Raw genomic sequence first — 14,880 nt, forward strand, 5'->3', positions numbered from 1 at the left:
CCCACGCACACGATGTGGTATTGAACTGGTAGTTGTCCCAGCAGTTAGTCGCCGTAGGTTCCGTTGGTTGTGACCCTTGGTTCTCCCACGCACACGATGTGGTATTGAACTGGTAGTTGTCCCAGCAGTTCGTCGCCGTTGGTTCCGCAGGTTGTGACCCTTGGTTCTCCCAGGTACACGATGTGGTGTTGAACTGGTAGTTGTCCCAACAGTTCGTCGCTGTAGGTTCCGCAGGTTGTGACCCTTGGTTCTCCCACGCACACGATGTGGTATTGAACTGGTAGTTGTCCCAGCAGTTCGTCGCTGTTGGTTCCGCAGGTTGTGACCCTTGGTTCTCCCACGTACACGATGTGGTGTTGAACTGGTAGTTGTCCCAGCAGTTCGTCGCCGTAGGTTCAGGCCCTTGTACACATGCTTCTTCTTTTTGAATTGTAAAATAATCAGTAACAGCACCAGTATTGGTGATAAACTTTAAATTTAATGTATTGCTATTTACTTCTAAAACACAAGAACCTAACTGATTCAACGACGCATACATTGCAGCGTGATTTAGGCTGCCTCCTGAAATTTTACCTGCTGAACCTGTCGTTATATAGACGGCTCCTTCAGTGTCCGTAATATCTTTAGAATATGCTCCATCAGCCGTATCTGCTTTACCGGATAAGTGACCATTACTACCAACAGTATGTAGTGGTTGAGCGTCATTTATACCATCACCACTTATTTTATTAAATGTACTTGATAACCCTTGATGCCCATTTATGAAATAAGAACGCTCATAAGAATGGCTATGGCCATTAAGTACTAAATCGGTACCATTGGCTTCTAACATTGGCATAAAGTTTTGTCTCATTTGAATTAATTCAGTTTCTGTATCTGAATTATGAGATCCTTTAGTATAGGGAGGATGATGAAATAATACAACAATCCAATCTTGAGTAGTATTTTGAATATCACTTTGTGCCCAGTTATACATGGCGCCTCCAACAGAACGGTCGGTTTGATATGATTCTAATACTATAAAATGAATATTTGCATAATCGAACGAATAATAAGCTTCGGTTCCTGAAGCTACACCCCCAGATTCACCTGCTTTAGGAAAGGTAAAAATATCATAGTAAGGTCCTGTTTGTGTGCTTGAATTGGTTGAGTATCCATCGTGATTTCCTAAACATGACCATGCGGTTGATTTTTTAAACATATCATCATAAATATCAAAAAAAGCAGCTTGATATTCATTTTGCGTCCCACTGTTATAGGCATTATCTCCTAAAAACAACATCATGTCTGTTAAACCTGTATTGGTAGGTGCTGCTCCAACATAATTATAATAGGCGTCTCGAACATTTCTTTGGTCTTGATTTGCAGTACCAGCATCTCCTAATATCCATGCACGTACAAATTGGTCGGTTCCAGGTGTGGGAGCCGTTTTAACATACATTTCACTATTTTCTGGAAGATAGACTACACTAGAATCAGCTATGTCATAATAATACTTAGTATTAGGGGTTAAGCCCGTTAAGGTTATTTCATGATTGGTAACTGAAGAGCCATTAGAAACATTGGATGACAATGCTCCTAAAGTTGTTCCGTAATTTATTTTGGTATCTGTAGGATTGTTGGTAGTCCATTTTATGATAACACTTGTAGGTGTTAATGTTTGTAATAATGGCCCTCTAGTAATTGTTGGAGCTCCTACGGGTACTGCACTAGGTGTTAATTTAAAGTCTAAAGCTAAATCAGAGCTTCCTAAAGAAGTGTTATGTACTTCAATAGATATAATATTTGTACCATTTACTAAAAGCGTAGAAGGGATGTTTATTGATTGCCAAACACCTTCGGTACTACCTGCATCACTATCTGATGGAGTGCTATATGTTACAGCTCCAACAGGCATATTGTCTCTCCAAATTTCAGTACCATTAAGATAAACTATCATGCCATCATCTCTAATAGCTTCCAGATCGATGCTTTGATATAATGATTTATCTGCAATTGTGAATTCCTTTCTAAAATACGCAGTCCATAATGGAGATGAAATAGTTGTTAATAAATCGGTTTCACCATAGCCTAGTTCGGCTAATCCAAAAGACCATGAAGAATCATTAAAATCGTCTTCAATCCATGTGTCTCCTTGTGCATCGTTAACTGGTACAGCACCAAGGTCTGAATATCTCCAATTAGCTCCCGCAGGAATCCCTTCGGAAGTTGGAGTAGGTGGTGTTAATGCCGGAGTACCAATTAATTCAAAATCAAAACTTAAATCTGAACTATTTGTTGCTTGTTGATAAACGGCAATAGCTATGGTATTGGATCCTGTTACTAACGTGTTGCCTATAGTTCCAGAGGTATACCATGTGTATTCATCGGCTCCACCAACAGCTGGGGAATTAGCTAAAGTTGTATGGGTAATAGTGCCCGTTGGCATATTGTCTCTCCAAATTTCAACGCCATTTAAATAAACTACAATGCCATCGTCTCTAATGGCTCTTAGGCTAAGGCTTGCGAAAGCAGAGGCGTCAGCAACATTAAATGTATGCCTAAAATAAGTTGTATAAGCGACTGGATTATTTCCAATGGAAGTAGCTGGCGAGTGGTCATTACCTAACTTGGAAGCTCCAGATAACCAAGATGCATCATTAAATGTTTTGGTGTTCCATGTTCCTGCAGGTGCTGCTGCGTTGTAATAATATTTCCAGATGTCTCCAGATGATATTATTGTTGTTTGCGCAAACGATAATACGGTTAAAAGAATCATCATTAGGGTGAGAGTCGTTTTTTTAATCATGATTTTTGGAGGTTAAGTTTTTCTTCTAATTGGGCTATCTGTTTTTCTAATTCCTTAACAGATTTCATTGATTGAAATTTTAAGTTTAATTGAGATATAGCTGTTGCAGCTTGTTGCAACGCAATTGTTGCTTCAGCATGCATTTCTACATCATATAAAAATTGGGCTTTTTTATAATACCAAAATTCTTTCCTATTAAATTTTTCGATAAAATAATTGAATTGATTTATTGTGTTTTCGGCTTGATTTGAAGCAATTAAATAATCCAATTTTTTTAATTGAAGGGAAAAAGTGTCTTCACCAAGTTTGTTTAGAGCTAAATCTATAGCGTTTATGGCGCCATTATAGTTCTTGTTGTTTACAGATAAGATTATATCGCAATATTCTATAATGTCTTCTGGTCGGATATCTAGCATATTGTCAAATACAAAGGTATATGCCAAAAGCGCTTCGTCATATTTGTTTAAACTAAATAATAGTTGAGCTTGTAATTTTTTAGCTTTAACATCTATCGAGTCAATTGCTAAATAATCATTAATAGCTAGCATACCGTTATCAAGTTCTTCATTTAAATAATAGGCTTCAGCTTTTCTAAAAAAGAGTACTTTATCTTTATTTCCTAATGCTTCAGATTTTAAATAATCTTTTAGGGCATGGTCATACTCATTGTGCTGCTGATATAAAAATCCACGTTCAAAGTATAGTGTGAAGTCATTAGGTTTTTTTGATATTTCTTCTGTTTTTTGCTCAATACGAATAGTTAAATCACCATGTGCATGAACCATTAAGGAAACTAGTAGAAATACAACCAAGAATAGTTTTCTTGTTAAATTTTTACTACTCAGATTTGGGGCTAGTAGTTTTTTAATCATCTATTAAAAGATTTATTTTCAGTCAAATATATGAATATTCATTGAATATTATCCATGAAATGCATAAAAAATCGATAAAACACAACATGAATATTGTTGAATATGTTTAATTGATTGATAATCAAATAAATAAGCTATTGGTAAGTGTTAAATAAAAAGGGTGCCTATTGATGTCTTAAAAAAGTTTTTCATAATTTTTATGAAACCTTATTTGAGGTAGTAGGGTCTATATGAGTAAGAATAGATTTATTATAGTTTTACTAGGATTATTTTTTTCAATTCTTAGTTTTGTCCACGGTGATTTAGACAAAAGAATTCGTTTGGTTACCGATGAAATAAAAGAAACTCCAAACAGCGCTTTTTGTATACTTAAAAGAGCTAAACTTTAATACCAACATCAAGATTATCAATACAGTTTTGAAGACCTCAATAAATCTAAATTATGAAACAATTTTACGCTAAACAACTAGTAATGCTCTTTTTGAGTATTTTGTGTTTGTAACTTCTCGGACAAAGAAGGGAGCTTAAAACGAACAGAGTTGTTGTTAAAAAGAATAACTAGAAAGGATTTAAATTTTAAAGAAACAGTCTATTAGACTGCCTTTTTTATTAAAAGTTAAGTAACCAAGATAAATGATGCTCTTGTCACTAATTATAGAAATTATTTAGGTATTTGCTGACTCAAGCAATGCAACGTACCAAAGCCCCAAATAAAATCGGTGGCTGCAATTCCAATAACCTCTCTATCGGGGAAGCAATCTGCAATTATGTTTAGCGCAATACGGTCGTTAGCATCATTAAAAGTTGGTACTAAAACGGTTTTGTTCAATATTAAAAAGTTGGCGTAACTGGCAGGGATCCTAATACCATCAAAATCCAAGCGTTTTGGCATAGGTAAGGTAATAATCTTGGGTTGTTTTCGGTTTTCTAAAGTTGAGTTTTGTAGTCGCTTTAAATTATCTTGAAGTGGTTTGTAGTTTGCATCTTTAGGATTTTCCTCTACAACTGTAATAATTGTGTCTTCATTAACAAAGCGAGCTAAATCGTCAATATGTCCGTGAGTATCGTCACCTTCAATACCATTTCCTAACCAAATTACGTTAGTAATACCTAAGTATTCTTTAAAAACCGCTTCATAATCTTGTTTGGTAAAACCTTCATTTCTAACTTGTATGTTTGGATGAAGTAAACATTCTTCCGAAGTTAATAACGTTCCTTTTCCATTTACGTCAATAGCACCACCTTCTAAAATAACAGGTTTGCCTTTGTATGTAGCTTGTTCTAAAGGAATATTTAAAAATTCTGCAACTTTAGCAGGAACATGTTTGTCTAACCTATAGTTTGAATATTTTGCCCAACCATTAAAATTGAAATTAATGGCTTTTCTTAAAGCACCATTTTTTACAACAACAGGTCCAGAATCGCGCATCCAACTGCGGTTGGTTTTATGAATGATGAAAGACACATTTTTTAACTGAACATGCGCCATTTCTAGCATGCCAGTTACTTTGTTTTTTAGTTTTTCGTTGGCAACAAATAAAACAACTTCTTCAACCGATGCTACTTTTTTTATAAACTCAATAAATGCCCATTGTACCGCTTCGTATTTCCCTGGCCAATCTTTACCGTTATGAGGAAAACATAATAGAATACCTTGTTGTTTTTCCCATTCGGCAGGAAATATCCAATTATCTTTTTTCATTAATCAATCGCTCTTTTAGTGATTTCGCCATATTTATCAATACGTCTGTCGCGTAAAAAAGGCCAGTTTTGGCGAACATTTTCTTGTAAACTTAAATCGACTTCGGCAATTAAAATTTCTTCTTTATCAATCGATGCTTGTGCTAATATTTCACCTTGTGGACCAGCGATAAATGAAGACCCCCAAAATTCAATGCCATTGGTGTCTGGAAGATATTTCTCCAACCCAATTCTATTAGCTGCAGCAACATAAATACCGTTTGCTACGGCATGCCCACGCATCACGTTCATCCAGGCACCTTGTTGGTTTTCACCATATTGTGCTTTTTCTTGAGGATGCCAACCTATTGCAGTTGGGTAAAACAACACTTCAGCGCCTTGTAAAGCTGTAAGTCTAGCTGCTTCTGGATACCATTGATCCCAACAAATAAGTGTGCCAACATTTCCTTTTTTTGTGGGGAACGATTTAAATCCGATATCGCCCGGCGTGAAATAGAATTTTTCATAAAAATGCGGATCGTCTGGGATATGCATTTTTCTATATAATCCAGCTTCTGTACCATCGGTATCAATAATGTAGGCACTGTTGTGGTACACACCCGCCATTCGTTTTTCGAAAAAAGGCACAATAATAACCACACCCAATTCTTTGGCTAAAGAACTAAACGCATTAAATGATGTGCTATATAAAGGTTCTGCATAAGCGAAATTATCAACATCTTCACTTTGGCAGAAATAATGACTGCTATATAATTCGGGTAAAGAGATAACTTCGGCGCCTTGTTTAGCGGCGTCTTTTACCCATTGAATACATTTTTTTAGATTGTTTTCTGGCGTATTGTTCAGGTTTAATTGAATTACGGCTATTTTGTATGTGTTTTTAGGCATTACTACTTATAATTGAAGATTTAATACAAATATATAATTTTAAAAGGACTATTTGTCCTTCTTATAAATCGGAATTCTGTATGAAAGCGTATAACTATACCCAGCACCAATGCCGCTGCTGTCGTAAGTTTTGTTAAACCCAGGGATATAAATATTCTCAAAATTATTGGGTTTGGTTTCGCTTGCCAAAACTTTAAGTTGTAGGTTTAAACCAAGGTATAGGTTAGTTAATAACTCGGTTTTAATACCAAGTATAAGCTCTCCCCAAAAAGCAGTTAACCCATTAAATTCTTGTAAGTCTGCCGATGTAAATTGTGGCGACCAGTAAGGGTCGGTATTATAAATAGTATAGCTATTAAGTTTTTGGTTAAAGGTACTGGCTCCTATGCGAAAACCTGCATAAATCATATTATCCATATCTAACCAGTTTTGATACAAATTATAATCTATTCCTGCTTTTAGATAGCTTCCGCTAGTGGTTACATCTAAATAATCGGTGGTTGTGTTTTTTTCTTCAATACCTATTTCGCCAGCAATATATAGGCGTTTTTTTAATCGGAAATCGCCCGATATTTCAAAACCTGTATAATCATCATCAACAAAAGAGCGAATTAGTTTTCCTATATCACCACCTACACGAAGTCCGTATTTTTCTTTAATTTTTATAGAATCTTTAAGGGTATTTGCAATACTATCGTTTTGAGCTTTTAAAGACACAGAAAACAAAAGCATACACGTTAGGCTACTAATGAAATATGTTAAAATGTGTTTCTGTTTCATTTTCTACAGATTGATTATCGTTTAATGGTTGTCTTGATTTTATCCAATTTTCGTCATTGGTTTCAGGCTCAACAGTAAGTGTTACGTTTTTATAAATGGTTTTGTAGCCACAAGCGCGCGATACATATACTTCTTCTCTGGTATAATTTATGGTGACAACATCGGTATTACCATCAAAATAATCATCGCTAGTATCATCTGGTGTACCATTATCGTTTACAAAAGCGTCTTTTATAAGTACGTATTGTGTTGTATTGGCATCGGTTTTTAAAGGCAGTACAATTTGTGTGGCAGAAACAATGCCGTATCCTGGTAATACATTTTTATTATCGATACCGCCAACAAGTAATTTAGTTACCGCTTTTTTGTTTTCTGGGGTATCAACATCATAAGCATCAATTATCAAACTAGGGGTTGTTGGGGTGCTTTCAGGACAAATATCATCGGGTTCGCAACTTATGGTGATTCCAATTCCAGTAAGGAGTAGTAGAATTAATAGTAAGCTTGTTTTTTTCATTAAACTATTTTATGTGGATTTGTTGATGTGTTTAATCATAACTTTAGATGCTAACTTTCAAACTTAATTAACGTTTTTCCAAAAGTACAACATTTTCAACATGAAATGTTTGCGGAAACATATCCACAGCTTGCGTTTTTGTTACTTTATACATAGTATCCATTAACTCCAAATCTCTTGCTTGGGTAGCGCTGTTACAACTTACATATACTATTTTTTTAGGCGCAATATTCAATATTTGTTGCACCACGTCTTTATGCATTCCGTCTCGCGGAGGGTCGGTAATAATAACATCTGGTTGCCCGTGAGCAGCTATAAATGCATTATTAAACACATGTTTCATATCGCCTACAAAGAACTCAACGTTATTAATGTTATTTAATTGTGCGTTTTCTTTGGCTGCAGTAATGGCATCTGGAACTGCTTCAACACCAATCACTTTTTTAGCTTGTTTTGCAACAAATTGCGCAATAGTACCAGTACCGGTATATAAATCGTAAACCAATTCATCGCCTGTTAAACCTGCAAAATTTCTAGTTATCTTATACAATTCAAAAGCTTGGTCTGAATTGGTTTGATAAAACGATTTGGCATTTATTTTAAATTTCAAGCCTTCCATTTCTTCAAAAATGTGGTCTTCGCCTTTAAAGCAAATCACGTCTTGGTCGTAAATGGTATCGTTTGCTTTTTCGTTGATGATGTATTGTAAAGAGGTTATCTGCGGAAAGTTTTCAGCAAGAAAATCCAATAACAATATGCGTTTAGCTTTATCTTCTTTAAAAAATTGAATAACCACCATCACATCGCCTGTGCTAGAAGTACGAATCATCATGGTACGTAATAAACCAGTTTGATTTCTGGTGTTAAAGAATTCAAAATCATTATCGAGTGCAAATTGTTTCACTGCATTTCTGATAGCGTTTGAAGGATCTGCCTGTAAATGGCATTTTTTTATGTCAAGGATTTTATCCCACATACCAGGAATATGAAAGCCTAAGGCATTTCTATCACCTAAATCGGCATTAGATTGTACTTCTTCCTGTGTTAGCCAACGGCTATCGCTAAACGAAAATTCCATTTTATTTCTGTAGAAATATGGATTCGCTGATCCTAAAATAGGCGTAATTTCAGGTAATTCAATATGCCCAATACGGGTTAAATTATTAGTAACCTCTTTTTGTTTATAGAACAACTGGTGTTCGTAACCCATATCTTGCCATTTACAGCCACCACAAACACCGAAATGTTCGCATGCAGGTGTGGTTCGTTTATCGGATAATTTATGAAATACAGTAGCCTTTGCTTCGTAATAGGCTTTTCGGGCTTTAAATGTTTGTACATCTACCACATCTCCTGGTACGGTATTGGATAGAAAAATAACCTTCCCATCGGGCGCTTTAGCAATAGTTTTGCCTTTGGCACCAGCATCTAAAACTTCAACGTTTGTAAACGCTTGCTTTTTTGTTCTTTTTGACATGCTGCAAAAGTAATGAAAGGATTTACGATTTACGATTTTTGAATAATGATTTTTGATTGAAAATGAATGTTTTTGTTGAATTTTGAAACTCTTGAACTTTCAACAAAATTCAGTAACTTTGCATTTCTATCCGGGGATGATTTCTCTCCCACGCTGCTTTTTCGTTCCGATAACTATCGGGATATCGAAAAAATAAAGGTACAGAAGGAATGGTTATTTTATCAATTTAAATTAAATTAAAATGGCTGTTTTAGAACAATTAACACCACAACAAACAATTGAATTAGAGTACAAGTATGGCGCACATAATTACCATCCACTTCCTGTAGTATTAAAAAGGGGTGAAGGGGTATATGTGTGGGATGTAGAAGGCAAGAAGTATTATGATTTTTTGTCGGCGTATTCGGCTGTAAACCAAGGGCATTGTCACCCAAAAATTGTGAATGCCATGATTCAGCAAGCGCAAACTTTAACCTTAACGTCGCGCGCATTTTTTAATGATGTGCTTGGTAAATACGAAAAATTTGCCTGTGAATTTTTTGGCTTTGATAAATTATTACCCATGAATACAGGTGCCGAAGCTGTTGAAACTGCCTTAAAAATTTGCAGAAAATGGGCTTATGAAGTAAAGGGTATTGAAGAGAATGAAGCAGAGATTATTGTTTGTGAAAATAATTTTCATGGAAGAACCACTACTATTATTTCGTTTTCTAATGACCCAGTGGCTCGGAAAAATTTCGGACCTTTTTCAAAAGGATTTATTAAAATTGAATATGACAATTTAGAAGTTTTAGAAATTACTTTAAAGAATAACCCGAATGTTGCTGGTTTTTTGGTAGAACCCATTCAGGGGGAAGCTGGTGTTTATGTGCCTCAAGATGGGTATTTGGCAAAAGCAAAAGCACTGTGTGAAAAATATAATGTGCTATTTATTGCTGATGAAGTTCAAACGGGCATTGCTAGAACAGGTAAATTGTTGGCAGTTGACCATGAAAATGTAAAGCCAGATATTTTAGTGTTGGGTAAAGCAATAAGTGGCGGTGTCTATCCCGTATCGGCAGTTTTTGCAAACAATAATATTATGAATGTGATTAAACCTGGAAACCACGGAAGCACCTTTGGTGGAAATCCTGTGGCTGCTGCTGTTGCTATTGCTGCTTTAGAGGTTGTACAAGATGAAAAACTAGCAGATAATGCAGAAATTCTAGGTAATTTATTTAGAAGTGAGTTGAATAATTATATTAAAACAAGTAATATTGTAACCCTTGCTAGAGGTAAAGGCTTGCTTAATGCGATTGTAATTAACGATAGTGAAGAAAGTGATACCGCTTGGAATATTTGTTTGTCATTACGCGATAATGGTTTGTTAGCAAAACCAACACACGGAAATATTATTCGTTTTGCACCACCTTTGGTGATGAATGAAGAACAATTGTTAGATTGCTTAAGTATTATAATAAAAACACTTAAACAGTTTGAAAAGTAGTTTTATAAACGTTTATACATAAAAAAACGACCATCTGGTCGTTTTTTTTTATGTATAACTTTATTGTCCCATAAACTCACGCATTCTTTCTTGCATTAATTCTTGATCTTGCATGGTATCCCATCCAAAAACAAGTAGTATCCAAATAACAAAAAGTAGATATAAAACACTTAATATAATACCAATAATAGCTAGTACTTTACCAGTTTTAACGTTTGAATATCCAGTATATGCTTCTGGATTAGTAATGTATAATTGGGTAGCTTTAGTAGCTAATACAATAGCAACAATTCCTAATGCTAAACCAACAATACCATAGCAACAACAGGTAATAATTGATAAGATTCCAAATATTAAAATGAGTGTTGAGTTGGGTAATTTTTGTTGTTCCATATGGCGTTTATTAGATTACAAAAGTTTTGATTATGAAGTTGGCAATAATTATAACCCCATTCAAAATAGCTAAAATAAGAATTATTCTATATGCATGCTTAAAATTCTTGATTGTGTTAATTGTAACAATCACAAAAAGTAAGATGAGTGTATAAATAGCAGGGTACATATAAAAAGCAGCGACAAATTCTCCATGGATTATTAAGGAAAAAGACCTTTGCAAGCCACAACCCATGCATTCAAAACCAAAAAATTTTTTGTTTAAGCAAGGTAACATGTAATCATCTAAAGAAGACATACTATAATTTTTTAGTTTTTCAAATTTATAAAAATTATAAGTGTATTGATTTTTTATAAAGACTATTTTCGGTTGTTAACAATGATTTTCTTGCTTAAAATTTGAGTGTTTTCAAAAAGTAAATTAACAATGTAAACCCCATCGTTTAATCCTTTTGTAGAGTAGGCCTGAGTGGTTTCTCTTGAAGGTATCTTTTTACGATGCACAAGTTTTCCTGCAACATCAAACAATTCAAATGCTTTAATGTTTATAGCGTTAGGATTGTTAATAATTAGCTTAGACATGTTGTTGTTTTGATATACTTTAAGAAAAGTAAGTTCTTTTGGATCCGTTCTTAATGTGTTCTTTTTAAAAGTAATTTCAAAACGTTTTGTATAATTTCCAGCTTCTATATTGATGTTAAAATCTTGATTGTTTAAATCTACATACATATCGTTTTCAATATCATGAAGGTATATATTTGAGTTGTTCTCAAAATTTTGAACATCGGTAATTCTAATTCTTACAGGCATGTTTTGAGATACTTTAATAGCCAAAGGTATTTTTAAATCTTCATTAAAAGGAAGTGCTTCAGCTACATAAAAATAACCATCAATTTTCCAATGTGCATCAGATTTTAAAATATCGGTAGCATTAATTCTAGATTCTAAACCATAATCAAACCCATTTGTTGCAGATTCATGAAAGGTTTCTATTAATTGCCGTGTGTAGGTGTTGTTAAAATCTATATTTAATCTAAAACGTTTATAATCAGATGGCACTATAGAGAATCCATTATTTTCGTCTACGTTCTTTGAGTTCCCTTTACTATTTAAGGCTTTGAAAAATGTACTATTAATATTTGTTTCTTTTATATAAACCCTGTGGCTGTTTTTAGTTTTTACAGTTCCGTTAGCAGTCCCTTCAACCATAAATCCTTGCCCAATTGGGATATATCTTTTAGGTTTTTTTCCTAAAAGACGCAAAGCCCCTATTATATTAAGGGTGCCATCAGTATTATAGGTGTTAAAAGGAGCAGGAATCGCAGTTTCTAATATTCCCGTTGCATCTATGGTATAAGTGGCGTATCCGCCTTGATAGTCAGTTAAATTATGAGAATTTACATATGGGTCTTGTTGCCAAAAGTACAAAGTACCAGTTATTACAGAGGCATTCTCGGGGTCGTGAATATATTTTAAAGCATCTAAAGCAGATGGGTAAGGGTTTCCAACCAACGTGAACTGATTATTTAATACATTTTCCGCTATGGTTCCAGTATTTGGTTTTCCTCTAAAATCATAGCGTTGGGCATTTCCAGAACCTTGAGTACCTTTCATGGTAAAGCCTTCACCTGGATTTATGTTTGTATTCCCTTGAACATGAATCCAGTTGGAATATTTACTTCCTGCAATGTATTTCCAAATCCAATAAGGTTCAATATTTAAAGGGGTAGAAGTACCATTGAAATTCGAAGTATGTACATATGTTGCAGGTGTAGAATTTGTAAGGCTTACAACATCGCTTAATAAAGAGATGCCAAAAGGATTGTTTATTGAGTTGTTGGTTTTGCTTCCCACAGGAGAACACCAATAGTTGTAACCATATTCACCCACATTAGCTTCTTGGTAAACGCTTAACTCGCCAATTCCTGAATTTCCTGTAATGCCAGAACCTTGAATAATTTGAGCTTCGTTTCTCAAATAAATTTTACTGTCTGTTTCGTTTAAATTAATGGCGTCGTTAACAAATACAATTTGGTCGTTAACAAATACAAAAGCGTTGTTTCTCACCGAAAGTTGGGCATAAGAAACTCCATAAAGGAACAGAAAAACAATTGAAAATCTATTTGGCATGATTTGAGAGCATAACAATTTACGTGGCAAATATACTAATATTTTTTAAAATAAGCATTTCATCGTAAAAAAATAACATTTAATCGTTAAAAACAAATAAATTGATTTAGTAAATTGTTCTGATAACTATAAATTTTAATGTAATTTTATGGTTGTTAATCATACACTTTTATTAATGAAGTATCTAAATTATATTTTTATTGTACTTGGAGCTGTTGTGGCTATTTATGCCAAAACAGGTACAGAGCAAAACCAGTACATTTTAATTGGTGGCATTGTAATATTAATGATTGGTATTTATAGGATTTCGAAAACCATTCCTAGTAAAGATGAAGATGATTTAAATAAGGATGAGAATTAAAGCTTATGATTTTTGAAGTAGGGGACAAAGTTTTGGTTATAGACGAAGCCATGGCAGGTGTTGTTAAAAAAATAGTTGGAAATACCATTTCAATTGAAACAAATGATGGGTTTTTGTTGGATTTTGAAAGTAACGAATTGGTTAAAAGAACTTCTGAAGTAAGTATTAAAAAGGATTTATTTTCACACGCTAGTGCTACTACTGCTTTAAAGGAAAAAGAACAATTTCCTAAAAGAAAGCAAAATAAGGTTAAACCTAAAGACCGTTTTGAGCCCACTATGGAAGTCGATTTACATATTAATCAATTGGTGAAATCGTCAAGAGGGATGAGCAATCATGATATGCTAACGCTTCAATTAGAAACTGCTAGAAGGCAATTAGATTTTGCCATTTCAAAACGTATTCAAAAAATAGTTTTTATTCATGGTGTGGGTGAGGGTGTGCTTAAAGTAGAATTGGAATATCTATTTGGACGCTACAATAACGTTAAATTCTACGATGCTAACTACCAAAAATATGGTGTTGGTGCTACCGAAGTTTACATTTACCAAAATGTTTCCAATAGTTAATTAAAAGCCGGAGTTTTTTTTCTAGAAGTAGATAACGCACTGTTTTCTAAAGCACCAAAATCAAAAACATCTAACGATATTATTTGTAAATCGAAATTTGAAACGATAAGTGTAACTACATACGTTTGATAAATGGTATGTTCTCTATAGGCTGTTGCTTCTACTTTTGTAGCCACTTCAGGGTTTAAATAATCGGCAATACCATTTAAGCTAATATCGTTTGCAGGGTTTTTATCTGCCGATTGGTTTTCTTCGTCACGGGTTAAAATAGAATCTCCGTCGTCGTCTTTATCTAAATAATTAGGGATACTATCTCCATCGGTATCTAAAGCATCACTTAAATCACCATCATTGTTTGGGTCTGGTTTTTCGTTTTTGGTAAGAACATTATCACCATCATCATCTTCATCTAAATAGTTGGGAATTCCATCCCCATCAGTATCATCATCGGTTAAATCGCCATTTTTATTAATGTCTTCTAAAGCCGCGGGAATACCATCATTATCATCTTCGGTGAGTACCGTTTTAATATGTACCTTTCCGCTAGTGCTAGCAATATCTTTTATAATTTTAATATCAGAAAGAGGTACATCACTACAAAATAAGCCAGAGGTAGGTAATGTTGAATTGCTATATGTTCTGTAATTAAAGGTGTTTGTAGCACTTAATTGAAAATCGTTTTCATACATATTGTCATCGCCAACCTCAAGAATGTCAGCAAGGGTTATAGAGGCTATTTTTATTGATAACGATTCCGATGGGTCGTTTTTCGTTTTGTAGAAAACTAAACCGTTTGTTCCACAAGCGCTAAAGGTATCATCAAAGTCAAATTCAACGGTAATAATATCGCCGTCATCACAAGTGTAAAAACTAAATAAGCAAAGACTAAGAAGAGCAAAAAATAACTTACGCATTAGG

14 protein-coding genes are annotated in these 14,880 nt (G+C 34.3%); 3 read left to right on the forward strand and 11 right to left on the reverse strand.

Translation table 11 applies throughout. The annotated features are described in order from the left end of the window. From VP395_RS15385 to rlmD, 7 genes are all read right to left on the reverse strand, one after another. The coding region (locus VP395_RS15385) for a purple acid phosphatase family protein (RefSeq protein WP_346242919.1) at positions 1-2,788 on the reverse strand (2,788 nt) is incomplete at its 3' end. Further along, on the reverse strand, positions 2,785-3,660 hold the full coding sequence (locus VP395_RS15390; protein WP_346242920.1) for a tetratricopeptide repeat protein: 876 nt from the start codon (positions 3,658-3,660) through the stop codon (positions 2,785-2,787). The genes VP395_RS15385 and VP395_RS15390, both read right to left, overlap by 4 nt. Positions 3,661-4,321: 661 nt before the next feature. Next, positions 4,322-5,362, reverse strand: a complete 1,041-nt coding sequence (locus VP395_RS15395) for an agmatine deiminase family protein (protein ID WP_346242921.1) — start codon at positions 5,360-5,362, stop codon at positions 4,322-4,324. Continuing rightward, complete coding sequence (locus tag VP395_RS15400; protein WP_346242922.1) at positions 5,362-6,249, reverse strand: carbon-nitrogen hydrolase; 888 nt, start codon at positions 6,247-6,249, stop codon at positions 5,362-5,364. The genes VP395_RS15395 and VP395_RS15400 overlap by 1 nt, the downstream gene beginning before the upstream one ends. A 48-nt stretch (positions 6,250-6,297) precedes the next feature. After that, positions 6,298-7,029: a DUF6048 family protein gene (locus VP395_RS15405; RefSeq protein ID WP_346242923.1), complete on the reverse strand. Its 732-nt coding sequence runs from the start codon at positions 7,027-7,029 to the stop codon at positions 6,298-6,300. Continuing rightward, the gene (locus tag VP395_RS15410; RefSeq protein ID WP_346242924.1) at positions 6,995-7,546 is read right to left on the reverse strand and encodes a DUF6452 family protein; all 552 of its coding nucleotides are present in this window, start codon (positions 7,544-7,546) and stop codon (positions 6,995-6,997) included. The genes VP395_RS15405 and VP395_RS15410 overlap by 35 nt, the downstream gene beginning before the upstream one ends. A 67-nt stretch (positions 7,547-7,613) precedes the next feature. Then, positions 7,614-9,023 carry a 23S rRNA (uracil(1939)-C(5))-methyltransferase RlmD gene (gene rlmD / locus VP395_RS15415; protein WP_346242925.1) on the reverse strand — a complete coding sequence of 470 codons (1,410 nt, stop codon included), beginning with the start codon at positions 9,021-9,023 and terminating at the stop codon, positions 7,614-7,616. A 241-nt stretch (positions 9,024-9,264) separates the two neighbouring features. Between rlmD and rocD the strand changes: the two genes are divergently transcribed. Beyond that, positions 9,265-10,509: an ornithine--oxo-acid transaminase gene (rocD, locus tag VP395_RS15420; protein WP_346242926.1), complete on the forward strand. Its 1,245-nt coding sequence runs from the start codon at positions 9,265-9,267 to the stop codon at positions 10,507-10,509. A 60-nt stretch (positions 10,510-10,569) separates the two neighbouring features. Here rocD and VP395_RS15425 read toward each other — a convergent pair whose 3' ends face one another. From VP395_RS15425 to VP395_RS15435, 3 genes are all read right to left on the reverse strand, one after another. Then, entirely contained in the window at positions 10,570-10,902 is a 333-nt protein-coding gene (locus VP395_RS15425) for a CCC motif membrane protein (protein WP_346242927.1), read from the reverse strand. 10 nt (positions 10,903-10,912) lie between these two features. Next, positions 10,913-11,200 carry a DUF2752 domain-containing protein gene (locus tag VP395_RS15430; RefSeq protein ID WP_346242928.1) on the reverse strand — a complete coding sequence of 96 codons (288 nt, stop codon included), beginning with the start codon at positions 11,198-11,200 and terminating at the stop codon, positions 10,913-10,915. 62 nt (positions 11,201-11,262) lie between these two features. Continuing rightward, positions 11,263-13,032, reverse strand: a complete 1,770-nt coding sequence (locus tag VP395_RS15435) for a T9SS type A sorting domain-containing protein (protein ID WP_346242929.1) — start codon at positions 13,030-13,032, stop codon at positions 11,263-11,265. Positions 13,033-13,207: 175 nt separating this feature from the next. Between VP395_RS15435 and VP395_RS15440 the strand changes: the two genes are divergently transcribed. Then, a complete protein-coding gene (locus VP395_RS15440; RefSeq protein ID WP_346242930.1) occupies positions 13,208-13,393 on the forward strand; it encodes an LPXTG cell wall anchor domain-containing protein in 186 nt (61 codons plus the stop codon). Between the two features lie 5 nt (positions 13,394-13,398). Continuing rightward, positions 13,399-13,962, forward strand: coding sequence for a Smr/MutS family protein (locus VP395_RS15445; RefSeq protein ID WP_346242931.1), 564 nt, complete (start codon positions 13,399-13,401; stop codon positions 13,960-13,962). Here VP395_RS15445 and VP395_RS15450 read toward each other — a convergent pair. Continuing rightward, the gene (locus VP395_RS15450; protein ID WP_346242933.1) at positions 13,959-14,876 is read right to left on the reverse strand and encodes a hypothetical protein; all 918 of its coding nucleotides are present in this window, start codon (positions 14,874-14,876) and stop codon (positions 13,959-13,961) included. The two genes, VP395_RS15445 and VP395_RS15450, sit on opposite strands and share 4 nt — an antisense overlap. Positions 14,877-14,880: the final 4 nt, after the last annotated feature.

The sequence above is a fragment of the Mariniflexile soesokkakense genome (assembly GCF_039650365.1).
GTDB classification, from domain to species: Bacteria; Bacteroidota; Bacteroidia; order Flavobacteriales; family Flavobacteriaceae; genus Mariniflexile; species Mariniflexile soesokkakense.

Coding starts and splice junctions, on each gene's coding strand:
- VP395_RS15390 (WP_346242920.1), bottom strand. CDS start 3,660: ATGATTAAAAAACTACTAGCCCCAAATCTGAGTAGTAAAAATTTAACA.
- VP395_RS15395 (WP_346242921.1), bottom strand. CDS start 5,362: ATGAAAAAAGATAATTGGATATTTCCTGCCGAATGGGAAAAACAACAA.
- VP395_RS15400 (WP_346242922.1), bottom strand. CDS start 6,249: ATGCCTAAAAACACATACAAAATAGCCGTAATTCAATTAAACCTGAAC.
- VP395_RS15405 (WP_346242923.1), bottom strand. CDS start 7,029: ATGAAACAGAAACACATTTTAACATATTTCATTAGTAGCCTAACGTGT.
- VP395_RS15410 (WP_346242924.1), bottom strand. CDS start 7,546: ATGAAAAAAACAAGCTTACTATTAATTCTACTACTCCTTACTGGAATT.
- rlmD (WP_346242925.1), bottom strand. CDS start 9,023: ATGTCAAAAAGAACAAAAAAGCAAGCGTTTACAAACGTTGAAGTTTTA.
- rocD (WP_346242926.1), top strand. CDS start 9,265: ATGGCTGTTTTAGAACAATTAACACCACAACAAACAATTGAATTAGAG.
- VP395_RS15425 (WP_346242927.1), bottom strand. CDS start 10,902: ATGGAACAACAAAAATTACCCAACTCAACACTCATTTTAATATTTGGA.
- VP395_RS15430 (WP_346242928.1), bottom strand. CDS start 11,200: ATGTCTTCTTTAGATGATTACATGTTACCTTGCTTAAACAAAAAATTT.
- VP395_RS15435 (WP_346242929.1), bottom strand. CDS start 13,032: ATGCCAAATAGATTTTCAATTGTTTTTCTGTTCCTTTATGGAGTTTCT.
- VP395_RS15440 (WP_346242930.1), top strand. CDS start 13,208: ATGAAGTATCTAAATTATATTTTTATTGTACTTGGAGCTGTTGTGGCT.
- VP395_RS15445 (WP_346242931.1), top strand. CDS start 13,399: ATGATTTTTGAAGTAGGGGACAAAGTTTTGGTTATAGACGAAGCCATG.
- VP395_RS15450 (WP_346242933.1), bottom strand. CDS start 14,876: ATGCGTAAGTTATTTTTTGCTCTTCTTAGTCTTTGCTTATTTAGTTTT.